A 23,664-nucleotide genomic window follows, 5' to 3' on the forward strand; every position below is an offset into this window, starting at 1 on the left:
CTCGTACAGGCAAAGGTTGCGAATCAAACGGGTTTCCCGAATTCTGGAAGAAACGCCAATCTATGCAAGAATTTCAACCCGACCTGTACCGCCCGGACCAAAACCTTTGGAAGCGAGACCGACCAAAATCTTTGGTCCAAACTCCTATTTTCGATTTAGTTTCCTGTCATACGGAATCTCCGGACGGGAAAGTTTCCCGCGATTTCTTCCATCTGGTTTCCAAGGATTGGGTAAACATCATCGCACTGACCCCGGAAAATAAAATCCTGCTGATCGACCAATATAGGCATGGGCTGAACCGTTACTCTCTGGAAATCCCGGGAGGAATCGCGGAAAAAAACACCTTACTGGAATCCGCCCAAGCAGAGCTTCGCGAGGAAACCGGCCATATTTCGGAAGAATGGGAATATCTGGGAAAAGTTTCGGGAAATCCTGCGGTATTCGATAATTGGTGTCACACCTTTTTGGCAAAAAACGTCCATCCTGACGGTCACGGCCAGGAACTGGACGAAAGCGAACGCATCGAAGTTTTTGAATATTCTTTGGAAAAGATTCCCGAGCTGATAGAACGGAATATCCTCCACCACGGAATGATGGTCGCCGCCCTAGGAATGTTCTTCATCAAAAACCCTCCCAAAAAATAAAACGGATCACACATGAAAAAAAAGCTCTTCTCAAAATCCCCTTTCGAATCCTTGCTGATTCCCGATTTCAGGAATTTCGTACTGGGAAAATTCCTGATCACCACTTCGTTTATCCTGCAATCCACGATCGTATTCTGGCAAATCTACAAAATCACCGGAGACGCTCTCAGCCTCGGCCTGATCGGACTCACGGAAGCCATTCCCTCCATTTCGGTTTCCTTTTTTTCCGGTCTGGTCGTGGACAAGGTTCCCCGCAAAAAAGTGATCGTTTGGTCCCTTCTTCTTCTCACTCTCTGTTCCGTGCTCTTATTTATTTTCACGTTAGGTGAATTCGAATGGGTGATTTCGAAATTCGGAACTCTGCCGATCTACGGAGTCATTTTCATCTCGGGCATCTCTAGAGGGTTTTTGAGTCCGAGTGTGGCCGCGTTCCAAACCCAATTGGTACCCAAAGAAGTGTTTCCTAACGCGGCGACTTGGAGCGGAATCGCCTGGCAGACTTCCTCCGTATTGGGACCGTTTTTAGGAGGACTCCTGATCGGGTTCAGCGGAATCCAGATCGCTTACTTCACGGATATGGCCCTGATGTTCCTGGCCTTGGGACTACTACTGTTCATTCCTTCCAAACCATTACCGGAAAGCGGTCCGAAAGAATCGATTTTGGCCTCTCTCGCGGGAGGTTGGAAATTCGTATTCAGCCACCAGATCATTCTCGGGGCCATCTCTCTGGATCTGTTCGCGGTTTTGTTCGGAGGAGCCGTGGCTCTTCTTCCCGCATTTGCGGAAAACATACTCTCTCTCGGTCCGGAAGGATACGGAATCCTGAGAATGTCCCCGGCGGTCGGAGCGGTACTCTGCGCCCTATTCATAGCGGCAAAACCTCCCCAAAAAGATTCCGGAATCCTGCTCTTGGCCTGCGTATTCGGATTCGGACTGAGCATGATCGTATTTGCGATTTCTAGAAATTTTTATCTTTCGGCCCTGGCATTAGTCGCGAGCGGAGCCTTCGATATGGTCAGCGTAGTCATCCGACAAACCATCGTACAGTTATACACTCCGGAACATATGAGAGGAAGGGTTTCCGCAGTGAACAGCATCTTCATCGGCTCCTCGAACGAAATCGGAGCGTTCGAATCCGGAGTGATGGCAAAATGGATGGGCCTTGCACCTTCCGTCGTGTTCGGAGGAACCATGACGCTTCTCACCGTGGGCTTGGTTGCCGCGATCACACCTAGACTTCGAAAACTGGATTTAAAAGACGTGACTGGCTGAAGCAAAGGCAAGATAAGGTTCCATCCGGGCGAAAGTCGAATCGAAAGGGGATAAATTATGGATAACGTATTGACCCAGCAGGAAGCGCTTCTCCGCTCCAGTCAGATCTCCGAAGTTTCCTATTCCCTGAAACTCGAATTGGAATCCCGATCCCAGGAATACGGCGGAGACTCGGTGCTTCGCTTCGTATATTCCGGAGGAAAAAAAGGGCGACTCAAAGTCGATTTCGTTTCCAAAAAGATCGAAGTCCTTTGGTTGAACGGTAAGGAAGAAACCGGATACGAAAAACAGGAGTCCAGTCTCGTCCTTCCTTCCGAACTTTTGCAATCCGGAAAGAACGAACTCAGGATCAAATACCGGAACTCCTTCGACCACACAGGATCCGGATTTCACAAATTCAAGGATCCCGCCGATTCCGCGGAATACATGCACACGGATTTCGAGCCTTTCGAAGCGCACAGACTTTTTCCGTCCTTCGACCAACCGGACTTGAAGGCCACTTACGACCTGGAGGTAACGGGCCCTTCCGAATGGACTTACATTCATAACACCCTTCCCGCAAAGGAGGAAACTTTAGGAGAAGGGAGAAAGAGGATCCGCTTCGCCCAAACCAAGAGATTTTCCACTTACCTCTTCGCACTGATCGTCGGACCTTACGCGGTCTGGGAAGATAGATCTGGAGAGATCCCGCTACGGATCTTTTGCAGAAAGTCCCTTGCCAAATACATGGACGCGCAAAACGTCTTCGCGATCACGAAGGAGGCCTTCTCCTTTTTGCAGAACTATTTCGGGGTCCCCTACCCTTACGGAAAATACGACCAGATCTTCGTCCCGGAATTCAACATGGGCGCGATGGAAAACGTGGGAGCGGTTACGTTTTCGGAGAGTTACATTTTCCGAGGTCCTAGAATCTATTCGGAATACCTCAATCGGGCCAACACGATCTACCACGAGATGGTACACATGTGGTTCGGAAATTTAGTCACGATGAAATGGTGGAACGATCTCTGGCTGAACGAAAGTTTCGCGGACTATCTTTCCTATTATTCGATGTCTCACGGAAAACTTTTTTCGGACGCGCTGGAACATTTCTACGTCCGAGAGGAATGGGCCTACCGGGAAGACCAGTTGTCCACCACTCACCCGATCGCAGGCAAAGCGGAAAATACTCTGGAAGCGATCAGCAATTTCGACGGCATCTCCTATTCCAAGGGAGCGTCCGTTTTGAGACAACTGATGTACTACGTGGGAGAGGACAAATTCCGGGATGCCATGAGATTGTATTTCAAAAGGCACGCGGAAAAAAACACGGTCTTAGAGGACTTCTTAAATTGCATGTCTGAGGTCAGCGGAATCGATGTCCGAGGATGGAGCCGGGAATGGTTGGAAACGACGGGAGTCAATACTCTGATTCCTTCCGCAAAATCCGGAAAAGCGTTTTTATTGCAGAGCCCTTCGGAAAAGAACGGGCTCTTCCGAACCCATGCGTTACAAGCCGCCCTGTACCGCGAAAGTAACGGCAAGCTAACGGAATTAAAACGCAAACGAATCCTGATCAAAGGAAAGGAAACCGTAATGGAGGAGGATCTTCTGCCTGCAAAGGACGATCTACTTCTCTTAAACACCGAAGACTTCGCGTACGCTAAGACCTACCTTCCGCGGGAATCTCTTCCCTTACTCAAAAGAAGTTTAAGCACCTTGCCCGACCGTTTTTCCCGCAGAATCGTTTGGGGAAGTCTCTGGCAGATGGTCCGGGACGCGGAATTTTCTCCAAGAGAATTCCTGGATCTGGTCTTCGAGCAAGGCTTGAAGGAGCCGGACCTTTCGGTGCGGAACAGTCATATACTGACCAAGGCCATGACCGTGATTTCGAATTACCTTCCGGAGATGGAAAAAAGAAATTGGTCGGAAAAATTGAACTCCGTCGCCAAAGCGGAGTTGGCCAAAACCTCCAATTCCGAACAGGAACAGATCCTATGGTACCGGATTCTGGAAGGAACATCCCGAAACCGTTCCCAATTGGACGCCTTAAAATCCCTGTTCAGCGGAAAGGAAAGCATCCCGGGCCTACCGATAGACCAGGAAAGAAGATGGGGAATCTTAGCAAGACTCTGTGCGTTCGGAGACAGAGAGGCCTTTGAACTCCTTTCGGAAGAGGAAAAAAAGGACGGTTCCGATCTAGGAAGCAAAAAGGCGTTTTTAGCCAGGGTTTCGTTTCCGGATCCGAAAACGAAAAAGGAAGCCTGGGAAAGATTTCTTGCCCCACGGGAAGGGGACTCCACTGATTATCTGCGCTTCGGAATGAGAGGATTCCAGTGGGACCACCAAAAGGACCTCCTAATACCGTATGTAGAGGAATATTTCCGTTCCGTAATTTCGATTTATGAAAAACGGGATCCGCATTTTTCGGGCGCCTTCGGTCACAACCTATTTCCCTCTTTCGAACCCGACACGACTTTGTTGCGCAAGACCCAGGATTTTTTAGATGCCCACCCGGAACTCCCGGAGTTGCTAAAAAAGGATCTGCAACAACAACGGGACGACCTCGTACGTACACTCAGGATCTTGGAAAAGTTCGCGAAATAAAAAATAAAAGAGATCCTTTTCGGACCTCTTTTCTGGACCCCTCTTTCGATGGAATGATACAAAGGAATTCGTTTAAGCGATAACGACCTTTCTTCCCTTCGCTTTTCCGTCTTCCTGTGAGCCGTAATATTTACTCTCCCACTCCTCCAATCTCCAATCCATGATCTTATACCAAAGCGCCGGAACCAAAGCGACCAATATCATCACTTCGTATCCGTACGGAAGTTGCGGACTCTCCTCGAAATGTCTCAGACTTTGGTAGCGACGACCCGCATTCGCGTGGTGGTCCGAGTGTCTTTGTAACTGAAATAGGAACGCGTTGGAAACCGAGAAGTTCTGGTTCCAAGAATGGATCGGAAGTACCTTTTCGAATTTTCCGGGGTAAAGCTCCTTTCTTTTCAAGCCGTAATGCTCTATATAATTCACGAGTTCCAGTAGGGAAAAAGCGATCCAGCTCTGCACCAGGAAGAAACCCAAAACGCTCCAGCGAAGCTCGCCGGTAATCGCATAAAAAACCCCCATCACGGAGCCGATGAATAGAATGGGAACGATCATGGAGGTAATCATTTCGTTTTCCAACGCCCAAGCCGATTTCCCTTTTTTTTCCAAACGTTTCTTTTCCAAGAGCCAAGCGTCCTTCAGGCTTCCCCAAAGAGTGCGAGGATAAAACGAGTAAAAGGATTCTCCCTTTCTGCTGCTGGCGGGATCCCCGTCTGTGGAGACGTTCACATGATGGCCGCGGTTATGCTCAATAAAGAAGTGCATATAACAGACCGTCATCAGAATGAATTTGGAATACCATTGTTCTATCTTGGTATTCTTGTGTCCCAATTCATGAGCCACTGTAATTCCGATGCCTCCGGTATTAAGTCCGATCGAAAGAACGAAAGCGAACCATTCCAAATCGGAAAGAATTTTGGTTTGGACTTCCCATAGGGCCCAAAGAACCAATGCAATCTGAGTCCAAGCCCAAACATAGGTGATCCAACGATAATAGGATTCCTGTTGCAACGCCGGAACTTCGGCTTCGTCCGGATTCGAAGGGTCTGAACCGATCGTCACGTCCAAAATGGGTAGAGCGCCGAATACCACACCGAAGGTGAGAAAGTTCCATCCACCACCCAACCAATAGCCGACGACCGTCATGGCCGGAACAGTGAACGCCACCAGGAACGAAAGCTTCTTCCAGTACTTCATAGATTCTCCCTCAATTCGCTCAGATCCGCTCCAAGGCGGATTTATTTTATTTCGAACGTTTGATATTTATATCTAAAAACCGGAAACCCCGCAAGAAAAAAATCCAGGGAAGGAGGAATTTCACATGTTTTTTCTGGATTTTCCCTTCCCCATACAGGAAGGTCGTACGAGTTTTAAAATGGTTCAGCCATTTTGGCAGAACCCTCCAAAAGGGTTCCGGAGGAAAGAACTACCCGAAAGAAACCTGGAAGAGACCGACCGACTGCCGCCTCTCCCCGATTCTTGACCCATCGCAAGTCCCGGAAAACCGGGGAATAGAAATGATTTGAACGCCTTCTAACCATTAGAATCCCGAATCGGGATACCACAAAGTGAGTAAGCCGGAAACCATACTCGACAGGTCAGGAAATTTTTTATCTTGTGATCGAATCAAATCCGGAAACGATGGCTTCGGAACAGGTTCTGTTCCGCTAAACGAAAAAGCCAGAAAATCGATTCGAAAATCAAAACCAAATCGCTCGAGGTATTTGTGAATCATTTTCGGGATTTTAGTCTTTATTCTTTTTTCAACCGAATCCGCTTTTTAAAATCCTATTCCAGTAAGATCCTGTCCGTCGCCTTTTTAGGCATGCACGTACCGTTAGTCGCATTGATCTTGTTCGCGGCGATCTACCGTTCCTCTCACGAGGAAGATACGGTCCGAATGCTTCTGACCGCTTTTTTTTCCACCTTCATCGGAACCTTACTCGTTCTCTTCATTTTGAACAAATTGCTGGACCCGATCGCTTATACGGCCCGTTCTCTGAATCGGTACATAACCGAAAAAATATTGCCGGAACTCCCGAACCATTACAAGGACGAGGTGGGAATCCTGATGAGGGACACCGGCAGAGCGGTAAAGAAATTGGACGAACTCGTACATTATCTTACGGATTACGACGGGTTAACGGGACTTCCGAACAGGAACCTCTTTTTGGAACGTTTTTCCGGAGCCCTAAAGGAACTCTCCGAAAAGGAAAGCGCCGCGAGCCTTCCCGTACTTTCCCTGGAAGTCACTCGGATCAAAGAAATCCGTTTTAATTTCGGTCTTCACACCGGAGACCTATACCTGAGGGCCCTCGCTCAAAAGCTGGAAGTGCTACTCGGGCAAGACACGGTGATCGGTAGGACAGGCGACGGAGGATTTTCCTTTTATCCGGTACTTCCGGACTCCAAGAGTCTAGTGGACGCGGAGGAATGGGCGAAGAAAATCCAAGAAACTGCATCTACGGGAATCCAAATCCAGAACCAAACCATTTCTTCCGAAACCAAAGCGGGCATCGCGGTCTTTCCGTTCGACGGCAAATCCTCGGACCAACTTCTTTTCAAATCCGAAACGGCGCTGAACCAAGCGAAACAGTCCGGAATCGCAAAAGTACAATCCTACTCCTCGGAATGGAAAACCAGGATGAAGGAAAAATACCTCATGGAAAAGGATCTCGTGCAATCGATCTCCAAAGGACAACTATTCCTGAATTACCAACCTAGGATCGACCTGCAAACCGGAAGAACCGTTTCTGCGGAGGCCTTGGTACGATGGCAACACCCCGATCTCGGAATCGTTTCCCCGTCGGTATTCATTCCGATCGCGGAAGAATCCGGTTTCGTAATGGAGATCGGAGAATTCGTATTGGAAAAGGCGCTGGAGGACCTGTCCAGATGGAGGAAGGCGAAATATTCCCCTTTACGGATCTCCATCAACCTTTCCGCCAAACAATTGGAAGACCCTCAGATCCCAAAAAAAGTCCTGCGTTCCATCGATCAATTCGGATTGGAAGTGGACGATTTAGAATTGGAAATCACGGAGTCCAGTTTGATCACGAACATGACTTCCGCCATGGAGCTACTCACCGAATTGCATTCCTGGGGCATCGCGATTTCTCTGGACGATTTCGGGACAGGTTACTCCAACTTGGCCTACTTAAGTCGGCTTCCTCTCCGAACTTTAAAAATCGACCAGTCTTTCGTAAAAAGAATTCTCTTGGATTCCAACTCCCTTGCGATTTCCAGAACCATCGTAGCCTTGGGAAAAAGTTTGGGATTGAGAATTACTGCGGAAGGAGTCGAAACGGAGGAGCAACTTCGGAAAGTTCGGGACCTAGGGTGCGACGAAGTCCAGGGATTCTATTTTAGCCGCCCGATCTCCTTCGAAAATCTGATAGAATTCGCGAATCAATGACCGGATATCGTCTGTTTCAATTCCGAAAAAAAGAGATCCTCGACCGAATCCGAAAGCATAGGACCCCATAAAAAGAAAATCCAACCGAACCAATGCCTCAGACGATCATCTACCGTCGGAAGGGGTACTTTTCCATTTTCACCCGTCGTTTTAGAAGCACGGAAATCGAGTCTCTCCTGAAAATAGCCGGGAAATACCAGCAGACTAAACGAGGAAAGATACAAAGACCAATGCATCTCACGGTCGAATCCGTCTATTTTGATTTCTATTTTGCTCGGAACCTCTTCGAACCCGCTCGAATATTTCGACGTTCTGTACGTGCAACCATTGCTTTCATCCCGGCAAAATTCAGCCAAACGTCCGGACAATCCGGATAGAAATTCCCATTTTCGTTTGGGATAATATTGGCGGAAGGAAAACCGAGCCTGATCCACGAACTCTTCCGCTCGGAACCAGCCTGTGACCGCCTGTTTGCAATCGGAAGGCTTAGTACACGAGTCGGATCTCTCCGTTTGTCCGCAGAATTCCGCACAAGTATCCCCTTTCAAGAGCAGGACCAATTCCGTCTTTTTCTTCCCGAACGGGGAATCTTTCCGGATTTGCCCGGAGCTTTGCACGGATCGGTACGTGCATCCTGCAAATAGAAATAGAAGAAAAAGAATCCGACCTGTTGGAAACTCCGTCATCGTTCAAACAAGGAGAGGCTCATAATGTTTCCGCAAGAAGCTCTACCTTTTCTTCGGATTCTTGTCCGGCACTTTCTCTATCTGATTTTCCGAAGGGAAAATTTCCTTCTTTTCCGAATCGTTCAAATCCGGAAATTCCCGGCGAATCTCTCGGATTTCCGCCGGATGCAGGATCCTGTCCGCAGTATTTAGAAGATAAAGTTTCCTTTCCTGTTCCGAAGTGAAATTTAGGGAACGTGTTTTTGCAAGATCATCGTATAGTAAGTCGAAGGTGAAGATTCCTGCAAGGAAATCGAAGAATTCCAACCAGTGCACTTCCACCTCAAGCCCTCCCATGACTACTCCCGCTTTTACACCCATGCCCCAATAATCCCTGTAGTTCTGATAGATCTTTTTTCGGGGGCTGTGGAAGACAAAAGATTCATACGCGTCCTTACTTCCAGTCCCCATAGACCTACCGGAAATGGAAATCGGAACGACCGGCCCAAGCCCTGCCTCCGCAGACAATTCCTCCGTATAGCCTAGGTTTCTCTTTTGGAACCAACCCAGCTGGACCGTATTTCCGGTATAAAGAGTAACCTGAAACCCTCTCGTTACCCAAGCGCTCACTCCGAACTGAGGCCCTACTTTCACGTTCACGCTGAGGATGTCCAGAAGATCTAAAATTCTATCCGGAAGATACCAGGCAAACTTGGCCAAAAGACTACTTTCTTCTGCTTCTCGTTTTCCTCGGTTCGGCCCGAGATAGGAAATTTCCGAAACTGCTTCCTTAGATTCTGGAGGCAATTTTTCGTACAAAGCCTTGGCCCTCTCGTTTTCAGGGTAAACCTTCAACACTGCGCGAAGGAGCTCCGCTGCTTCGGCGTTTTTTTTCTGGGAGAAAAATACCTCTGCATCGTTCAACGAAGATTTTGCCGAAGCCTGAACCTCTTCGTATCTGGGAACGGTCGCACAGTTGAACACTGCGATCAAAAAAATACATACGGATGCGCTTGCGAAAACTCTTACATTGGATCCTGTTTTCATGTTCTCCCTCCTCGGTCAGTATCTGAAACCGAATTCGATCCCGATCTGGGACCTCGTATCTCGAGCGCTCGTCTTCGTTCCTACACTTGAGATAAAATTACCGGCCATAAAATTTACTGCGAAGAGCATAGGATCCAGAGTTGATAATCCGTGCGAAGTCGAATGGGTTGCACTACTAACCGCTCCGGAAAAACGTACAAACAAGGATTCGTTGAAATTCCACAAATAACCCAGTTGGAACCTGTTCCCTTCTATTTTTCCCTGAGACGTTATTTTCACATGACCGTTAAGAGGCAGAAGCTTCGACCCGATTGTCGCCAACGTGCGACTATGATCGTCGAAACGATTATCTCCGTAGAAACTGGAAAAGTATTCCACTCCGACATCGATTCTGCCATTCCCCAATGCGATCGCATAATTCAATCCTGCAACGGCGCTTCCGAAGAATTCCCGATAATCGATCCGATCCCGCGTAACCGGATCCACCCCGCCGCCAGAAAAAGGAGGATTCTTTGCAATGGTTAGGGAATCGTAATACATATTAGAACCCGAAACCAAGCGTGTTTGATTTTGATACGCTTCCAATCCGAATCGGAGCGCGAAATTTTCTAGATATTTGTTCTTAAAGCCATTAAAAATCAGGAAGTCCCCTCCCCAACTGGCTCTCATGCTGTCCAGTTTATTTTTAGAATAGTCCCAAACCGTAAAATCTTGTAGGAGCGTCGGAGTTCCGGGACTGAGAACAGTACCTCCGGATTGGGAGGAACTGTAGGCTGGAGATTGTATATGTTCCGAACCGAGAGCGGAATACGAGAGCAGGTAATTGCTCCGAAAGAGTCCCGTATGGCGAACCGACGTTTCCCATTCGACCCCCTTCCCTCGAAATGTCGTAGGAGAAGGTAACGTTATGCTATAATTTCCGGTTGCGACTGCCCACTGGCTGCTATTACTCCCCAATGTCAATGCGTTGCTTGCCGTCGCGGAATGTACGGTATTTTCTGTAATTCTAAACCCGACTGCTCCCGTTTTGTCGAAGAAGGAACCTTCCTCCGCTGTCAGTGCGGAAAAAGACGCCAAACAAAGAGATATTAGATATTTTCTCGATTTCAAGGATAACCTTCTCGAATCTATATGATCTTTCCGAAATTCCGGTCCGACTTCCTTCAGGAAAACCCATGCCGTTCCATAGATTGCATTTTTTGCCATACTTGGAAAAAAGAAAAATCATACAATCATTTTATAAATATTTTTTATATCTTTTTTGAAAATCATTTCCCTGATTTTGTGCGAAGGAACTCAGATTTGCAGTTGATTGTGAGAGGAATGGCTGGATGTTTCAGCCCATTCTTTCTGAAGGAAAGAAAATTCAGTATAAAACCAGCCGATTTGTCAGGAATTTCGGAGCTCGATTCCAAGATTTCTAGAAATTTCTCTATTTTTAGAATTCCATCTTTTATTCCTGGAATACTAGACATTCCCGTTTTCAATCCCGAGAAAATATTGGAAAAATGAAAAAGTCCAATATTTGGAATTTTTTTCAGAAAATTTTGGACTTCGTGATGGAATGCTAGCTGATTCGTAATCCAAGCGTAACCCTTTGCCTCCATTCTCCTCTTATCAAAGACCGCCTCCCAAAACGGGGTGTAAAAAAAAGCAAATGGTAACTCTACATGAAAAACAAAAGAAGCACTGGAGGAACTCTCCCGTCTTTTAGTCGTTCCTTTCTCCATTTCCTTCTCTTAGGATCCGTTTTCGTAGGATTTTCCTCTCTCTTCAGCCAAGGAACCCCTGTTCCAGCGGCCGAAGGACAGGCAACTCCTGCTCCGACAAAACCTCCGGAAGAGAAACCGAAAGAAAAGGAAGAGTTTACGATCTACGAAGACCAGGACGGACAACTATTTACGAAACCGGGAGTCGGACGGACTCCGAGTAAGTTGAATAAGGGAATCAACAAACATGATCCTAAATTCAATCCGTATCCGAATCACCTGACCAGTAGACCTTCCGAACCCCAAAAGGAAAAATTGACCATCACGGGTCGAATCCAGTTCCGAGGAGTGTCCGCTCAGGAAGGATCGAATTTCAGCAACGGGCATTCCGATTTCAGTTCCGTGGATTGGAACTTCCGGCGTTTGCGTTTGGGCTTTCAGTACCAGGGAAGTTCCTGGTGGGGAGCCGTTCTGAACGTCCGTGGGGAAAACATGTTGAATAACCCACAGTTGAACAGCACCACGAACGCGGCAGGACAAGTAACCTCCGTTTCTCTGAAAGACGCCAGAGGATTCATCCAAGAGGCGGCCATATTCTTTAACCTGCCGTTCTGGGGGGCGAGAATCAGTCTCGGGCAATTGCCTACGCAATTCCAGAGAGAATACCTGATGTCCTCGGCGAACTTCATCGCGCTGGAACGTTCCTATACCACCCAGGCGTATCCTCAGTTCGATGACGGGGTCGGGATCCAACTCTCCCCTTTAAAGGATTATTTCGACGGAAAGTATGAGAAACACCTGACCGTCAACCTAATGGTAGGGAACGGCAAAGGAGCCGGTGGAGACTTCGGAAACGGGCGCCGCCAAGACCTGACCTATACGTTCGACGGAAACCAGCAGTTAATCACCTCGCCTACTTACTACGCGAGAGCTCAATGGAACGTCTTCGGCGGATTAATGAAACCGAATGGAGCGAATGTGGGTTGGCAAGAAGGCGAAGAAATCTTCTTGAGAGAAGCCAAACTTTCCATAGGAGCGGCCAGAATGCAGACCAGAAACGCGGCATTCAGTAGCTCCCCCGGATCCACCCTCGCTATCGACGGTGCCGTTCCTCGAGGATACGGAAACGTCACGATGCTGACTCCTCAAACCACTCCGGATTGCGGGACCAACGGAAACTACAACGTCCAAAGCAACCAGACCACCCCCGGTCGTTGTCGAATGGACCTGACGGGAAATACTGTCGATTATACTTTCAGCTGGAGAGGTTTTTACCTCAGCGGGGCCTATACGAGATTCACCGGAGCCGCTTCCAACAATATGATCGGATGGCAGCAAACCGTAGGTTACAATATCCCGATCACGGAACGTTTTTGGCTCATGCCGGTCTTCCGCTACGATTACATGCAGGGTGATTTTAACCGAAACGGCCACATGGATCCGAGCGACTATAGAAGATACTATTGGGCTGGGTTGAACTTTTTCGGCGACAAGCATTTGTTCAAGGCACAACTCTTTTACCAGATCCCGGTATTGGAATTGGGCGTGAATCCGAACAACGGCTCGGCGGCCCGGATCAACAACCAGACGGTTTATTTTCAACTACAAGCTACGTTCTGGACCGGCGTCACATCTCCTGATCACTTGGACACCCGTTTAGAATAGATGGAAAGGTTTACACTTATGAAATATCTTAAATTGCTAATGTTAACCCTGGTTCTCGCTTCTAGCTCTTTTTGCAAAAGCCACCAGGAGGACACCAGCTCTCTTTTGCTCGCTTTAGCGGGAGCGCAGACTGCCGACGGAAAAAATTCCATCGTCGTATTCGATACTACGGACGGAATTTCGTACACCGGAAAATGCTACGATACCTTTACGGCGGGAGGAGCCAGCGGACCTGCCATTTCCCCCACTGCGTACTTCAATATCGTTCTGGGAGGAACCGCGGCAAACAACGACTTCCACAAGCAGAATACGAGTTCTAGCACCTGTGCATCCGGAACTTCCAACTTCGGATTTACGGGAGGGGGAGTCCCTGCAATCGGATCCGATTTCGCGTTTAAAGTATATTACTGCGACCCGAACTATTCTGCTTGCAAACAGGCACAATGGAGAGCTGCCGGATTTCCTTGAAGATCTCCTTTGCGGAAACCCAGAAATCCGAATAAAAACAGATTCATTTTCTGACCTAAACTTGAGCCCTTCGGGGCTCGATTTTTGACTCATTCTTTGTCGACCCTGCTTTTTCGGGTTGACGCCAAGCCGGATCGGATAACGGGTGTACTCCGAACGTCCTTTCCTTTAAAACAGCAAGAAATGCCGATTTCTGCGAGAATTCTGGTGCGTAATATCATCTTAATTCCTCGGAAATCAGTTTGTAATAAAATCGATGTAAGTTACACTGCCATCAAGGAGAGCCCATTTTTTAAATGAAAAATATCTTCCAAAAAATAATAGCAATCACCGCAATCCTAGTCTCGGGCTCGGTATTTGCCGAAGAGAAAAAAACGATCACCATCAAGGGATCGGACACTATGGTCATCCTCGTCCAGAAATGGGCGGAAACGTATCCGGATAAAAAAGTTCAGTTCCAAGTAACAGGCGGTGGATCCGGAACCGGAATCGCAGCTTTGATCAACGGAACCACCGACATCTGCTCCTCTTCTCGTCCTTTAAAGCCCCAAGAAATTCACCAGTTGAAGGAAAAATACAATTCCAATGGTGTGGAAATCAAAGTAGCCGTGGATGGATTGTCTCTCTACATCAATAAAAAGAACCCGGTTTCCCATCTTACCCTAGCTCAAATCCGGGATATTTTCACCGGAAAAGTGACGAATTGGAAGGATGTAGGCGGAGAAGATCACAAAATCATACTCTACAGCAGAGAAAACAATTCCGGAACATACGAATACTTTAAGGAACACGTCCTGGAGAAAAAGGATTTCGATCCTGCTGCACAGCACATGGTCGGAACTGCCGCTCTTGTAAATGCGGTCGGTAAGGACAAATGGGGCATCGGATACGGCGGAGCTGCATACGCTTCCGAAGTAAAAGAAGTCGCCGTTGCCATAGATGATAAATCCAAACCGGAGCTTCCTACGGAAACGAATATCCTTTCCAACAAATATCCGATTTCCAGATACCTATATTTTTATCTCAGAGAAGTACCGAAAGACGATACGAAGAAATTCGTGGACTGGGTGATCGGCAAAGACGGCCAGAAAGTGGTTCACGATGTCGGCTACTTTCCTTTGAAAAAGAAATAAGATAGTCGTTAGGTTTTAATGAGCAAATTCGAATCTCTTTTGAGATATCTACTCCATCCGCAAAAGCGAAGAGTGGATAGTTTTGCGGAATTTACGATCAAGGTCGTGGCCGCGACTTCGATTTTGCTCATTTTGCTGATCTTCTTATTCGTTTTTAAAGAAGCCTCTTCCCTCTTCTTTTCTCCTCCCAAAGCAAAAATCTCAAGCGAAACCCAAGTGCCCTCTTCTTATGGAGAGGCTCCGACCTCCTATGGATCGGATGCTCCGAGCGAGTACAACCCGGACGGTGGCGGACAAATCCATCTGGGACCGAAACCTACCGCGAAAGAGGAAGTTCCTAACGAAGAACCTTCCCTTTGGGAAAATCTGATCGGGACAATTTGGCAACCGATTTCCACCATTCCGAAATTCGGCATTCTTCCTCTGATCGTCGGAACCGCAAAGACCACTTTTATCGCGATCTTAATCGGCGCTCCTCTGGCCATTTTGGCGGCATTAAACGTAACCTTCTTTTTGCCCATGCGAATCCGTGAATTCATAAAGCCTACCATAGAATTGCTAGCCAGCTTTCCTTCCGTGGTGATCGGATTTTTCTGCCTCATGGACGTGGCAACGGTGGTAAAGTCGGTGTTCGATTTGGACTTTCGACTGAACGCGATCACGGGAGGAATCGGCCTCTCCATAGCCGTAATCCCGATCATATTCACCGTAGCCGAAGATGCTTTAAATACAGTGCCCCAATCTTATAGGCAAGCCTCTCTGGCCTTAGGAGCTACGGAATGGCAGACCGCTTACAGAGTCATGCTTCCCGCCGCACTACCCGGAGTTTTTGCGGCGGTTCTTTTAGGCATTGGCCGTGCCTTCGGAGAGACCATGATAGCTCTCATGGCTACCGGGAACGCTCCTTTGATGTCCTTCGGAGTGTTCGACCCTTCCAGAACCTTTGCCGCAACGATCGGAGCGGAAATGGGAGAGGTCATCTGGGGATCAAATCATTATAATATTCTATTTTTATTAGGCGTTCTTTTGTTCGTATTCACTTTTTCGCTGAATGCAGTCACCGAATTGTACGTCAAAAAACGGTTAATGAAAAAATTCCACGGCTCCTAACGAAAATCCCTGAACGAATCCGGTTGTTATCCCATTGAAATGGAAAAAAGTCCGCTTAAACCGCAAACGAAGACTGAAAGATAGAATCGCCACGATCGTAGCCGAAGGTATTCCGATGCTTTCGACGATCCTGATCGTATCCTTGATCCTACTCATGCTCGGCAACTTCATATTCCGCGGGTTATTAAACGTAACCTGGGAATTCCTGAGCGCGGCTCCGAAAAATAACAACCTCGAAGGAGGTATTTTCCCTGCGATCTACGGAACGGTATATCTTGTTTTTATAATGATTCTTTTCAGTATTCCTATCGGCACTGCGACGGGAATCTTTTTGGCGGAATACACGGATCGCGACTCCAGATTTACGTCGACTCTACGATTTGCGATCAACACGCTTGCCGGAGTACCTTCTATCGTATTCGGATTATTCGGTGTGGGCTTTTTCATCCAATTCGTCGGAAAAGGGATCGATTCCGTAGCGGGACATAGCGCTCCGGTTTGGGGAAAACCCGCGATTCTTTGGTCTGCGGCTACCCTCGCCGTACTGACCTTACCGGTTATCATCATTTCCGTGGAAGAAACCATGCGTAGCATTCCCCGAGAGATGCGCGAAGCAAGCCTGGCGTTAGGCGCCACCAAATGGCAGACGATTTGGAACCTGGTTCTTCCGAATTCGGTCACCGGAATCTTGACCGGTGCCATACTCGCGATCGGGAGAGGGGCCGGCGAAGTCGCGCCTATCATGTTCGTGGGAGTGGTCTATTCTCTCCCCGACCTCCCCACGAAATTGACTGACCAATTCATGCATTTGGGCTACCACTTATTCGTGCTTGCAACCCAATCCCCCGACGTGGACAAAGCCTTACCGAAACAGTACGCTACTACTTTGGTGCTTTTGGCTCTCACGTTCGGAATGAGTTTTTTCGCGACTTATATACGATTCAGAATCCGAAAAAACAAGGGCCGTCTAGGCGCTTAACGATTGTATAAAAAAGAACGACGACGCGAGGAGAAATTCGCAGGTGAAAGAAAGCCATAAAGTAAAAATAAAATCCCGCCACTTCGATTTTTTCTACGGAGAGAGTCAGGCCCTGCATGAAATATCCCTGGACATCCACGCTAAAAAAGTGACCGCTTTCATCGGGCCCTCCGGTTGCGGAAAGTCTACGTTCTTAAGATCCATCAATAGGATGAACGACGTCATCGACGGAACCAGCGTCGGCGGGAAATTGGAGATCGACGGGATCAACATCTACGATCCGTTAATGAATGTCGTCGAATTACGCAAACGTGTCGGAATGGTATTCCAGAAATCCTTTCCGTTTCCGAAATCCATTTACGAAAACATCGCTTTCGGCTTGAAAATGAATTTTAAACTTTCCAAAAGCGAGATGGACGGAGTTATCGAGGAAAGTCTAAAGAAAGCGGCGATCTGGAAAGAAGTCAAGGATCGTCTGAACGATAGCGCCTTGGGGCTCTCCGGCGGGCAACAGCAAAGGCTTTGCATCGCCAGAGCCATAGCGATGAATCCGGAAGTGATCCTGATGGACGAGCCTTGTTCCGCTTTGGACCCGATTTCCACCAAGAAAGTGGAGGAATTTATCGCGGAATTCAAGGATTCCTATACCATAGTCATCGTAACCCATAACATGCAACAGGCGGCCCGGATCAGCGATTATACCGGATTATTCTATATGGGAAAACTGATGGAGTTCGATACTACCAAAAAGATCTTCAATAACCCTTCCAAAAAAGAGACCGAAGACTATATTTCGGGAAAATTCGGCTGATCTTTCCCATTCCGTTACATTAGGATTTTATTCCGAAACCCCGACGAAAATCGCTTTTCAGCCGGAGATGTGTAACCTATAAATTAGCTCGGACGAATCTTGTTTCGATGCTGACAGAATCTTCACACTTAGTCGAGTCCCTCTCCGGAGTCCTAACGCAACTTGCCGACATCGTCTCGAAAGTACCCGTTGAACCTTATACCAGACCCTTGCCCATCCTTTCCGGCTCTTCCGTGGGCAAGCATGTTAGGCACTCCATAGAATTCGTGGAGGCTCTTTTAAGGGGACGGGAAAACGAAACGATCTCCTATGATCGGAGAGAAAGAAATCCTTTGTATGAGGAGTCTCCTTCCGCCGCCTCCGGCCGCCTCGGTGATTTGGCCTCCGTGATACGAATTTGGAACTGGAGCGGCCCTGTGTCTCTCTCCTACATCGCCGATCCTTTTTCGGAGAAGGAAGGATCGACGGACACCTACTGGGAAAGGGAATTATTGTACGTACAGGAACATACCATACACCACGATGCGATGATCCGGATCGGATTGGAATATGGATTATGTTTTTCTAATATTCCTAGCGCTTTCGGATTCGCATTCTCGACGATCCAATTCGAACGTTCGATAGCCTTACCTATGGGTTGGGATCCGGTGATTTAGGACCGGAATGAAACTCGAAGATGCGAACGAAACTTCTCTTTTAAGACTTTTCGACCCTATGGAGTTTTGGCCCGCTTGGAAATTGTATCTTCCCGTCGTTCCTTGGATCGCCTTCCTCAGCTTCCGTTCCCTAAGGCCTGGATCCTTTTCCTCTTTAGGCTTCGGAACGATCGCAGCCGCGAATCCGGGAATTCCGTTGGGAGGACTCGTCGGAGAATCGAAGTTCGACATCCTTTCCCGACTTTCTCCGGAATACGTCCTAAAAAATTTCCGAGTAGATGGGGATTCGCGCAACGAAGAAAGCGTAGAAAGGGAAATGCGGAAACTTGGTTTGGACTTTCCCGTCATCATAAAGCCCGACGCAGGTCAACGCGGACAAGGAGTCCGGATCGCCCGTCGAAAAGAGGATCTCCGAAGTCTTCTTGCGGAATCGAACGTTCCTTTGCTCGTACAGGAATTTCACCCTGGACCGTACGAGGCTGGAATTTTTTATTATAGATACCCCGGTCAGAAATCCGGAAAAATTTTCTCCATTACCCGAAAAGTATTTCCTCGAGTGACCGGAGACGGTAAATCCACTCTCGAAAATCTCGTATTATCCCATCCCAGATTCAGAATCCAGAAAGAGGTATTCCAAAATAGATTCCCAGAAATTTGGAAACGCGTACTTCCTTCCGGAGAAACCCTGCCCCTCACCGAAGCCGGAAACCATTGCCAGGGAACCCTTTTCCTGGACGGAAAAGAATGGATGAGTCCCGAATTGGAGGATGAGATACAGAAAGCCACTTCCCCTTTCGAAGATTTTTACTTCGGAAGATACGACGTCCGTTTTTCTTCCCCGGAGGAATTAAAACTCGGAAAGAAATTTAAGATCGTGGAATTGAACGGCGTTACGTCGGAGTCCACGAACTTATACGATCCTAGGTTCAGCGTCCGGGAACGATATACGATCCTTTTTAAGCAATGGGAAATCCTGTTCAGAATCGGCCGCGAATCGAAAGGGAAGAAGGCGGGACTCTTTCCCATACTGGCGGCATTATGGAATTTTTATAAAGGGGGAAGAAAAATTTCCGATCTTTCCGTTTAAAACCCGTGGAAAAAGTCCTTTCTTCCGCCGACGGGTATGCGAATAGTAATACCTTTCGATCGTGAGGAGGTCCGCGTGAAATTCAGGTTTTTAAATTTCGTCTTCTTCCTTGTAGGGGATCCTAAAAAGAACTCCATGGAGCATAGGCTTTTCAATTCGGTCGCTTTAATCAACGGATCTCTGAATATTATCGGATCCGTTTTTCTTCCTCCGAGCGAATATTACCTAAGAATTCTGCTCTTAAACTCCGTTTCGGGAGTCGCGCTCTTGGCCATGTACTACCTCTCCCGGGTGAAGAGTATCTACTATTCCTTATATTGGCCCTTCAATCTGACCATCCTGATGTATCTCTCTTCCGTTTGGTTTTTGAACGGAGGATCGCAAGGAGGAAATCATTACTATTTCATTCCCGCCTTGGTCATAGCGACAGTGCTGCTCCGCGACCAGAACGTTTTCCTGGTGTATGGACTCTACGCTTTGTTCACGATGACTCTCTACGGATTAGAGTATTTTTATCCGAACTTCATCGTTCAGACGAACGATACAAGAGAATTGAGATACGGCGATCTCGCCGGGAATTATTTATTCGTACAGATCCTGACCGGAATCCTGATCTTTATTATGGCCAGAAACCTGAATGTGGAAAGAGGAAAATCGGAGAATCTCCTCCGGAACATTCTACCCGAAACGATCGCGGACGAACTGAAGAAGAACGAACGAGTGGCTCCGATTCGTTATGAAAACGTTTCGGTCCTTTTTACGGATATGGCCGGCTTTACTCGAATATCCGAAAGCATGACTCCCGAGGAACTCGTGGGAGAACTGGATCTTTTTTTCAAATACTTCGACCGCGTCACCAAACGCTACGGTCTTGAAAAGATCAAAACCATAGGGGATTCCTACATGGCAGCGGGAGGTCTTCCCGTTCCGAACTCTACCCATGCGGTGGACGCTGTCCTTTGCGGATTGGAATTTCAGGAATTCATGTTGAAAAATAAAATCGAAAGGGAACAAGCGGGACTTCCGTCTTGGTCCTTGCGCCTGGGCATCCATTGCGGCAGCGTAGTGGCGGGAGTCATTGGAACCGAAAAGTTCGCATACGACATTTGGGGCGATACCGTAAATACCGCTAGCAGAATGGAAAGTTCCGGACTTCCCGGAGAAGTGAATATATCCAAGCAGACGTACGAATTGGTAAAGGACTTTTTCGATTGCGAACCGAGAGGCCTAGTTAAGGCGAAAAATAAAGGAGAAATAGAAATGTATCTAGTCAAAGGAATCCGACCGGACCTTGTGGATCCCGGAACCAAAGACACTCCGAGTCATTCCTTCTGGCGCCTCTATTCCGCCCTCGAAGGACAGGAGAAACAAGAGATCAGTTAGGAAGATTCCAGCCGCCTAAAATCCGGGAAGGATCTACCTGAGCGTCGTACGGAACCGTGTCTTCGGCCCCGGGGTTCCTTTCCTTGTATCTGTTCCTTTCGTTAATCTCCTCGGAGAATCGCTCCGAGACGTTTTCGGAAAGTGTGGCCGGCGGAAAGCGGTCCGGGTTCTCTTCTATATAACGAAGATACGCGCCTAGAATATTCAAAAGGAGGTCTAACTCGGTGGAAAAGACTCCGAAAATATTTCCGAGCGCGGCATTGCCGCATCTGTAAGAGAAAACGGAGGCGAGAGAGAATAATTTTTTAGGGGCGAGAATCTCCAAACTTCTCCAGGCTTGGTCTCCTTTGGTTGCCAGGGCGAAGGAAAGGAATTCCGCGTTTATTTTTGAAATCGTTACGATAGGAGCGTTTTGACCGATGTACGGTTGGTGAGAACGGACAATACCGTCGATTTCGGAGGGATCTTCTAGGATAAAAGAAAGGCAGGCGCTGGAATAAGCTTCGTCCAATCTTCTTGCGATTAAGCCGGCAAGGTAAACGCAGATTTCCCCTCCCGGTTTCGAGGACAAAGGACTGAGAAAATTCTCTAGCAGTAAAACATGGCTCCGGAACGTTCCGTTCCAGGAACCTTTAGGAAGTCTGGACAGGTCCATGCGATCCTCCTACTCTCTTCTATTAAGAACGATCTATTTTGGAAAAAGTTAAGCAATTTTCGGATTTTTTTAAGATGTACACTAAACACTTCCCTCTAGTTTTATCCTTATGTTTCCTTGCAGGCTGTACTTCATTTCCGGAATGGAAAATGACGGAGGCGGAAGCTCTTCAGGATTTTTCCCGAGCCGGCGTGGCTTACAAAGAAATCGATACGAATCAAGGGAGCGATTCCGCCATCCACTCCGTTTCGGTAGGGTGCCTCGGAAAGACCGATAAGGATCTGCTCGTTTTTATCCACGGCTCTCCCGGAAATTGGATTCATTTCTGGAGATACATGAAGGACCCGGATCTACTTTCCGCCTTCTGCATGATCGGATTGGACAGACCCGGATTCGGATCTTCCCCAGGTCCGTTACCTGACGTCGACAAACAAGCGAAACGCATTCTAAATTCTTTATATTCCATTTCTCCGAAGTCCCCAAAAAGAAAATTCGTACTAGTAGGACATTCTTACGGCGGACCGGTGGCCGCGAGAATCGCCGCCTTAGAAGGGAACAGCGTGACTCATCTGGTGCTCCTCGCTGCCGCACTGGATCCCGAAAAAGAAGAACTAAAATGGTACAACCGCGCGGCAAATACCGGGCTTGCAAGATCTGTTTTACCGGCCGATCTTCTTACCAGCAATCTGGAAATGCTTCCGATGAAGGAACAGTTGTTGGCGATCGAGCCCGATTGGAAAAAACTGAAGGCGGAAGTCTATATCATGCAAGGTGGGAAAGACAGCCTCGTTTCTCCGGAAAATCTGAATTTCGCACGGCGCACGTTCCCGTTGCGATCCATCGTAAAGGAAATTTACCTGCCGGAAGAAGGCCATTTTCTACCATGGAAAAACTTTTCGACGGTGAAAGGACTCCTTTCGGAGATTTCCGGAAAACGAGACTAGTTACTCCATCAAAGACGGATGGAGTAACCGAAGGACCAGATCACGCTGTGAAGCGGTATTTTTTGGGCTAGATGATGGTTGACTAAGGCCTGCTTGATGTTCGGATCCAAGTTCGAGTTCGCGATGGAATTAAGTACGATCTCGTTGGATGTTCCGTAACTTTTGGAAGGGTTCACGGTCAACCCGTCGTTGGAATTCGCGGGGAGAGGCTGGACCGTACTCGCTCCCGGAACCACTCCGACCGTCTGTCCGCCGACTATATTCGGATAATAATAATTGTTATCTATCATATAAGTGTTCGGACGATATACGTCGGTCAAAGAGGCGAAAAACGAGGAATAACGCACCATCAGCTTGAAATCCAAATTCTTGAATCCCGATCTCCTGTCTATGTTATCGTTATAATATTGGTAACCTAAATCGATCCCGGGTTGTACCTTGAAGTCCTTGGTTATATCGTATTCATGGTGGATCGAAAACCGATGAAACGTGCTACCGTTGAACGCGTTCGTAGGATAACCGGAGTCCATATCGTTTTGGCCGCCGATCGACGCCCCGCCGATCCTTTCGGAAGTGAATCGAATATTAAAGAAATAGGAAGGGTTCAGATACGTCAAAAACGGAAGATTCCAACCTGCGGTGAATAGCCCTAAGGCGAAACCGGGTTGCGTGTTCGCATAATAAATCATTCCCGTGTTAAAATCTCCGAGCCGGTTCGTTCTCCACCTGTACATCAGGACCGCGGCCAGAGCATCCCGGAGACCGTTCGTTTCCTTTCTCTGTTTGTACACCCCTGGATTTTGCAGAGCCTGGCTTAGGCTAACGTCGGGTGCAAACGGGGCGGCCTGGAATCCTCCGTCTACGTCCCGATTCGAACGACCGTTCAATGGAGAAAGTTCCCGAATGGTCAGATTCAACCCTTCCAGATTCGTGGGGATATTGACCACCGTATCCAGGATCAAGGACTTGGGAAGGCTGGAGTATTTCAGGTCTCCTCGTCTCGCATAAGCGTTTCCGAAGAAGCTATTCCCGTTGATGAACACGTCGTTGGTCAGAGATTGGCTCCAGGTCAGATCGAAATCCCTCTTTTTTTCCGGACCTGCGGAGACGGAAATTTTATTTATGATCTGATCCTTGGTCAACATTTCGGAAGACTTCTCTTCCTTTGCCGGAATGTTTTGGTTCCGGATATGCTGGACGATTTCAGACTTAGGAATCCGAATGGGAATCCCCTCCGAAAAGCTGAAAATGAAATCGTCGGGTCCTTCTTTTTCCAAGGTCAGGTCCGAAAGCCTTCTACCTGACCGCAACACGACCTCGTCCGCGTCCAAGTCCAATTGAAGCGGAAGAGAAATCGAAAGGAATAAAACGGAAAAAACCCGTTTGAACGGGAACCTTCTAACATTTGGATTCATTGTCGTCTCCTAAACAATTC

Annotated in this window: 21 protein-coding genes; 14 read left to right on the forward strand and 7 right to left on the reverse strand. The window is 47.8% G+C overall.

Annotation, left to right across the window (positions count from 1 at the left end):
• Positions 1-62 precede the first annotated feature (62 nt).
• Genes EHO60_RS01820 through pepN form a run of 3 tightly spaced genes read left to right on the forward strand, consistent with a single transcriptional unit; the run spans position 63 to position 4,502 of the window.
• Positions 63-644 carry an NUDIX hydrolase gene (locus EHO60_RS01820; RefSeq protein WP_135766448.1) on the forward strand — a complete coding sequence of 194 codons (582 nt, stop codon included), beginning with the start codon at positions 63-65 and terminating at the stop codon, positions 642-644.
• Between the two features lie 12 nt (positions 645-656).
• A complete protein-coding gene (locus EHO60_RS01825) occupies positions 657-1,916 on the forward strand; it encodes an MFS transporter (protein WP_135766449.1) in 1,260 nt (419 codons plus the stop codon).
• Positions 1,917-1,973: 57 nt separating this feature from the next.
• Positions 1,974-4,502, forward strand: coding sequence for an aminopeptidase N (gene pepN / locus EHO60_RS01830; RefSeq protein ID WP_135766450.1), 2,529 nt, complete (start codon positions 1,974-1,976; stop codon positions 4,500-4,502).
• Between the two features lie 72 nt (positions 4,503-4,574).
• On the opposite strand, the gene EHO60_RS01835 is transcribed toward pepN, so the two are convergent.
• The gene (locus EHO60_RS01835; RefSeq protein ID WP_135766451.1) at positions 4,575-5,699 is read right to left on the reverse strand and encodes an alkane 1-monooxygenase; all 1,125 of its coding nucleotides are present in this window, start codon (positions 5,697-5,699) and stop codon (positions 4,575-4,577) included.
• A 529-nt stretch (positions 5,700-6,228) separates the two neighbouring features.
• Here EHO60_RS01835 and EHO60_RS01840 point away from each other — a divergent pair.
• A complete protein-coding gene (locus EHO60_RS01840) occupies positions 6,229-7,917 on the forward strand; it encodes a putative bifunctional diguanylate cyclase/phosphodiesterase (RefSeq protein ID WP_210409306.1) in 1,689 nt (562 codons plus the stop codon).
• Here the strand turns inward: EHO60_RS01840 and EHO60_RS01845 are convergent.
• The 4 genes from EHO60_RS01845 to EHO60_RS17065 form a co-directional block, all read right to left on the reverse strand.
• The gene (locus EHO60_RS01845; protein WP_167880125.1) at positions 7,911-8,534 is read right to left on the reverse strand and encodes a hypothetical protein; all 624 of its coding nucleotides are present in this window, start codon (positions 8,532-8,534) and stop codon (positions 7,911-7,913) included. The genes EHO60_RS01840 and EHO60_RS01845 overlap by 7 nt on opposite strands.
• 111 nt (positions 8,535-8,645) lie before the next feature.
• Positions 8,646-9,629: a hypothetical protein gene (locus EHO60_RS01850; protein WP_135766453.1), complete on the reverse strand. Its 984-nt coding sequence runs from the start codon at positions 9,627-9,629 to the stop codon at positions 8,646-8,648.
• 15 nt (positions 9,630-9,644) lie between these two features.
• Positions 9,645-10,739 (reverse strand): hypothetical protein, encoded by a 1,095-nt coding sequence (locus EHO60_RS01855; protein ID WP_167880126.1) that lies wholly within the window; start codon positions 10,737-10,739, stop codon positions 9,645-9,647.
• Between the two features lie 158 nt (positions 10,740-10,897).
• A complete protein-coding gene (locus EHO60_RS17065; protein WP_167880127.1) occupies positions 10,898-11,236 on the reverse strand; it encodes a hypothetical protein in 339 nt (112 codons plus the stop codon).
• Between the two features lie 63 nt (positions 11,237-11,299).
• Here EHO60_RS17065 and EHO60_RS01860 point away from each other — a divergent pair, with 63 nt between their 5' ends.
• From EHO60_RS01860 to EHO60_RS01900, 9 genes are all read left to right on the forward strand, one after another.
• Entirely contained in the window at positions 11,300-13,003 is a 1,704-nt protein-coding gene (locus tag EHO60_RS01860) for a hypothetical protein (RefSeq protein ID WP_135766455.1), read from the forward strand.
• Positions 13,004-13,021: 18 nt separating this feature from the next.
• Entirely contained in the window at positions 13,022-13,471 is a 450-nt protein-coding gene (locus EHO60_RS01865; protein WP_135766456.1) for an LA_3150 family lipoprotein, read from the forward strand.
• A 296-nt stretch (positions 13,472-13,767) separates the two neighbouring features.
• The gene (locus EHO60_RS01870) at positions 13,768-14,604 is read left to right on the forward strand and encodes a phosphate ABC transporter substrate-binding protein (protein WP_135766457.1); all 837 of its coding nucleotides are present in this window, start codon (positions 13,768-13,770) and stop codon (positions 14,602-14,604) included.
• 18 nt (positions 14,605-14,622) lie between these two features.
• Complete coding sequence (pstC, locus tag EHO60_RS01875) at positions 14,623-15,714, forward strand: phosphate ABC transporter permease subunit PstC (RefSeq protein ID WP_135766458.1); 1,092 nt, start codon at positions 14,623-14,625, stop codon at positions 15,712-15,714.
• 34 nt (positions 15,715-15,748) lie between these two features.
• Positions 15,749-16,693 (forward strand): phosphate ABC transporter permease PstA, encoded by a 945-nt coding sequence (gene pstA, locus EHO60_RS01880; protein ID WP_135766459.1) that lies wholly within the window; start codon positions 15,749-15,751, stop codon positions 16,691-16,693.
• A gap of 43 nt (positions 16,694-16,736) precedes the next feature.
• Complete coding sequence (gene pstB / locus EHO60_RS01885; RefSeq protein ID WP_246028091.1) at positions 16,737-17,504, forward strand: phosphate ABC transporter ATP-binding protein PstB; 768 nt, start codon at positions 16,737-16,739, stop codon at positions 17,502-17,504.
• A gap of 107 nt (positions 17,505-17,611) precedes the next feature.
• A complete protein-coding gene (locus EHO60_RS01890) occupies positions 17,612-18,160 on the forward strand; it encodes a hypothetical protein (RefSeq protein ID WP_135766461.1) in 549 nt (182 codons plus the stop codon).
• A 7-nt stretch (positions 18,161-18,167) separates the two neighbouring features.
• Complete coding sequence (locus EHO60_RS01895; protein WP_135766462.1) at positions 18,168-19,247, forward strand: ATP-grasp domain-containing protein; 1,080 nt, start codon at positions 18,168-18,170, stop codon at positions 19,245-19,247.
• Between the two features lie 36 nt (positions 19,248-19,283).
• Entirely contained in the window at positions 19,284-20,630 is a 1,347-nt protein-coding gene (locus tag EHO60_RS01900; RefSeq protein ID WP_135766463.1) for an adenylate/guanylate cyclase domain-containing protein, read from the forward strand.
• Here the strand turns inward: EHO60_RS01900 and EHO60_RS01905 are convergent.
• Positions 20,623-21,285, reverse strand: a complete 663-nt coding sequence (locus EHO60_RS01905; protein WP_135766464.1) for a hypothetical protein — start codon at positions 21,283-21,285, stop codon at positions 20,623-20,625. The genes EHO60_RS01900 and EHO60_RS01905 overlap by 8 nt on opposite strands.
• A 149-nt stretch (positions 21,286-21,434) precedes the next feature.
• On the opposite strand from EHO60_RS01905, the gene EHO60_RS01910 reads away from it, so the two are divergent.
• Complete coding sequence (locus EHO60_RS01910) at positions 21,435-22,229, forward strand: alpha/beta fold hydrolase (protein ID WP_135766465.1); 795 nt, start codon at positions 21,435-21,437, stop codon at positions 22,227-22,229.
• 8 nt (positions 22,230-22,237) lie between these two features.
• Here the strand turns inward: EHO60_RS01910 and EHO60_RS01915 are convergent, their stop codons facing one another.
• A complete protein-coding gene (locus tag EHO60_RS01915) occupies positions 22,238-23,644 on the reverse strand; it encodes a hypothetical protein (RefSeq protein ID WP_135766466.1) in 1,407 nt (468 codons plus the stop codon).
• Positions 23,645-23,664 lie beyond the last annotated feature (20 nt).

It is taken from the genome of Leptospira fletcheri, from assembly GCF_004769195.1.
GTDB classification, from domain to species: domain Bacteria; phylum Spirochaetota; class Leptospiria; order Leptospirales; family Leptospiraceae; genus Leptospira_B; species Leptospira_B fletcheri.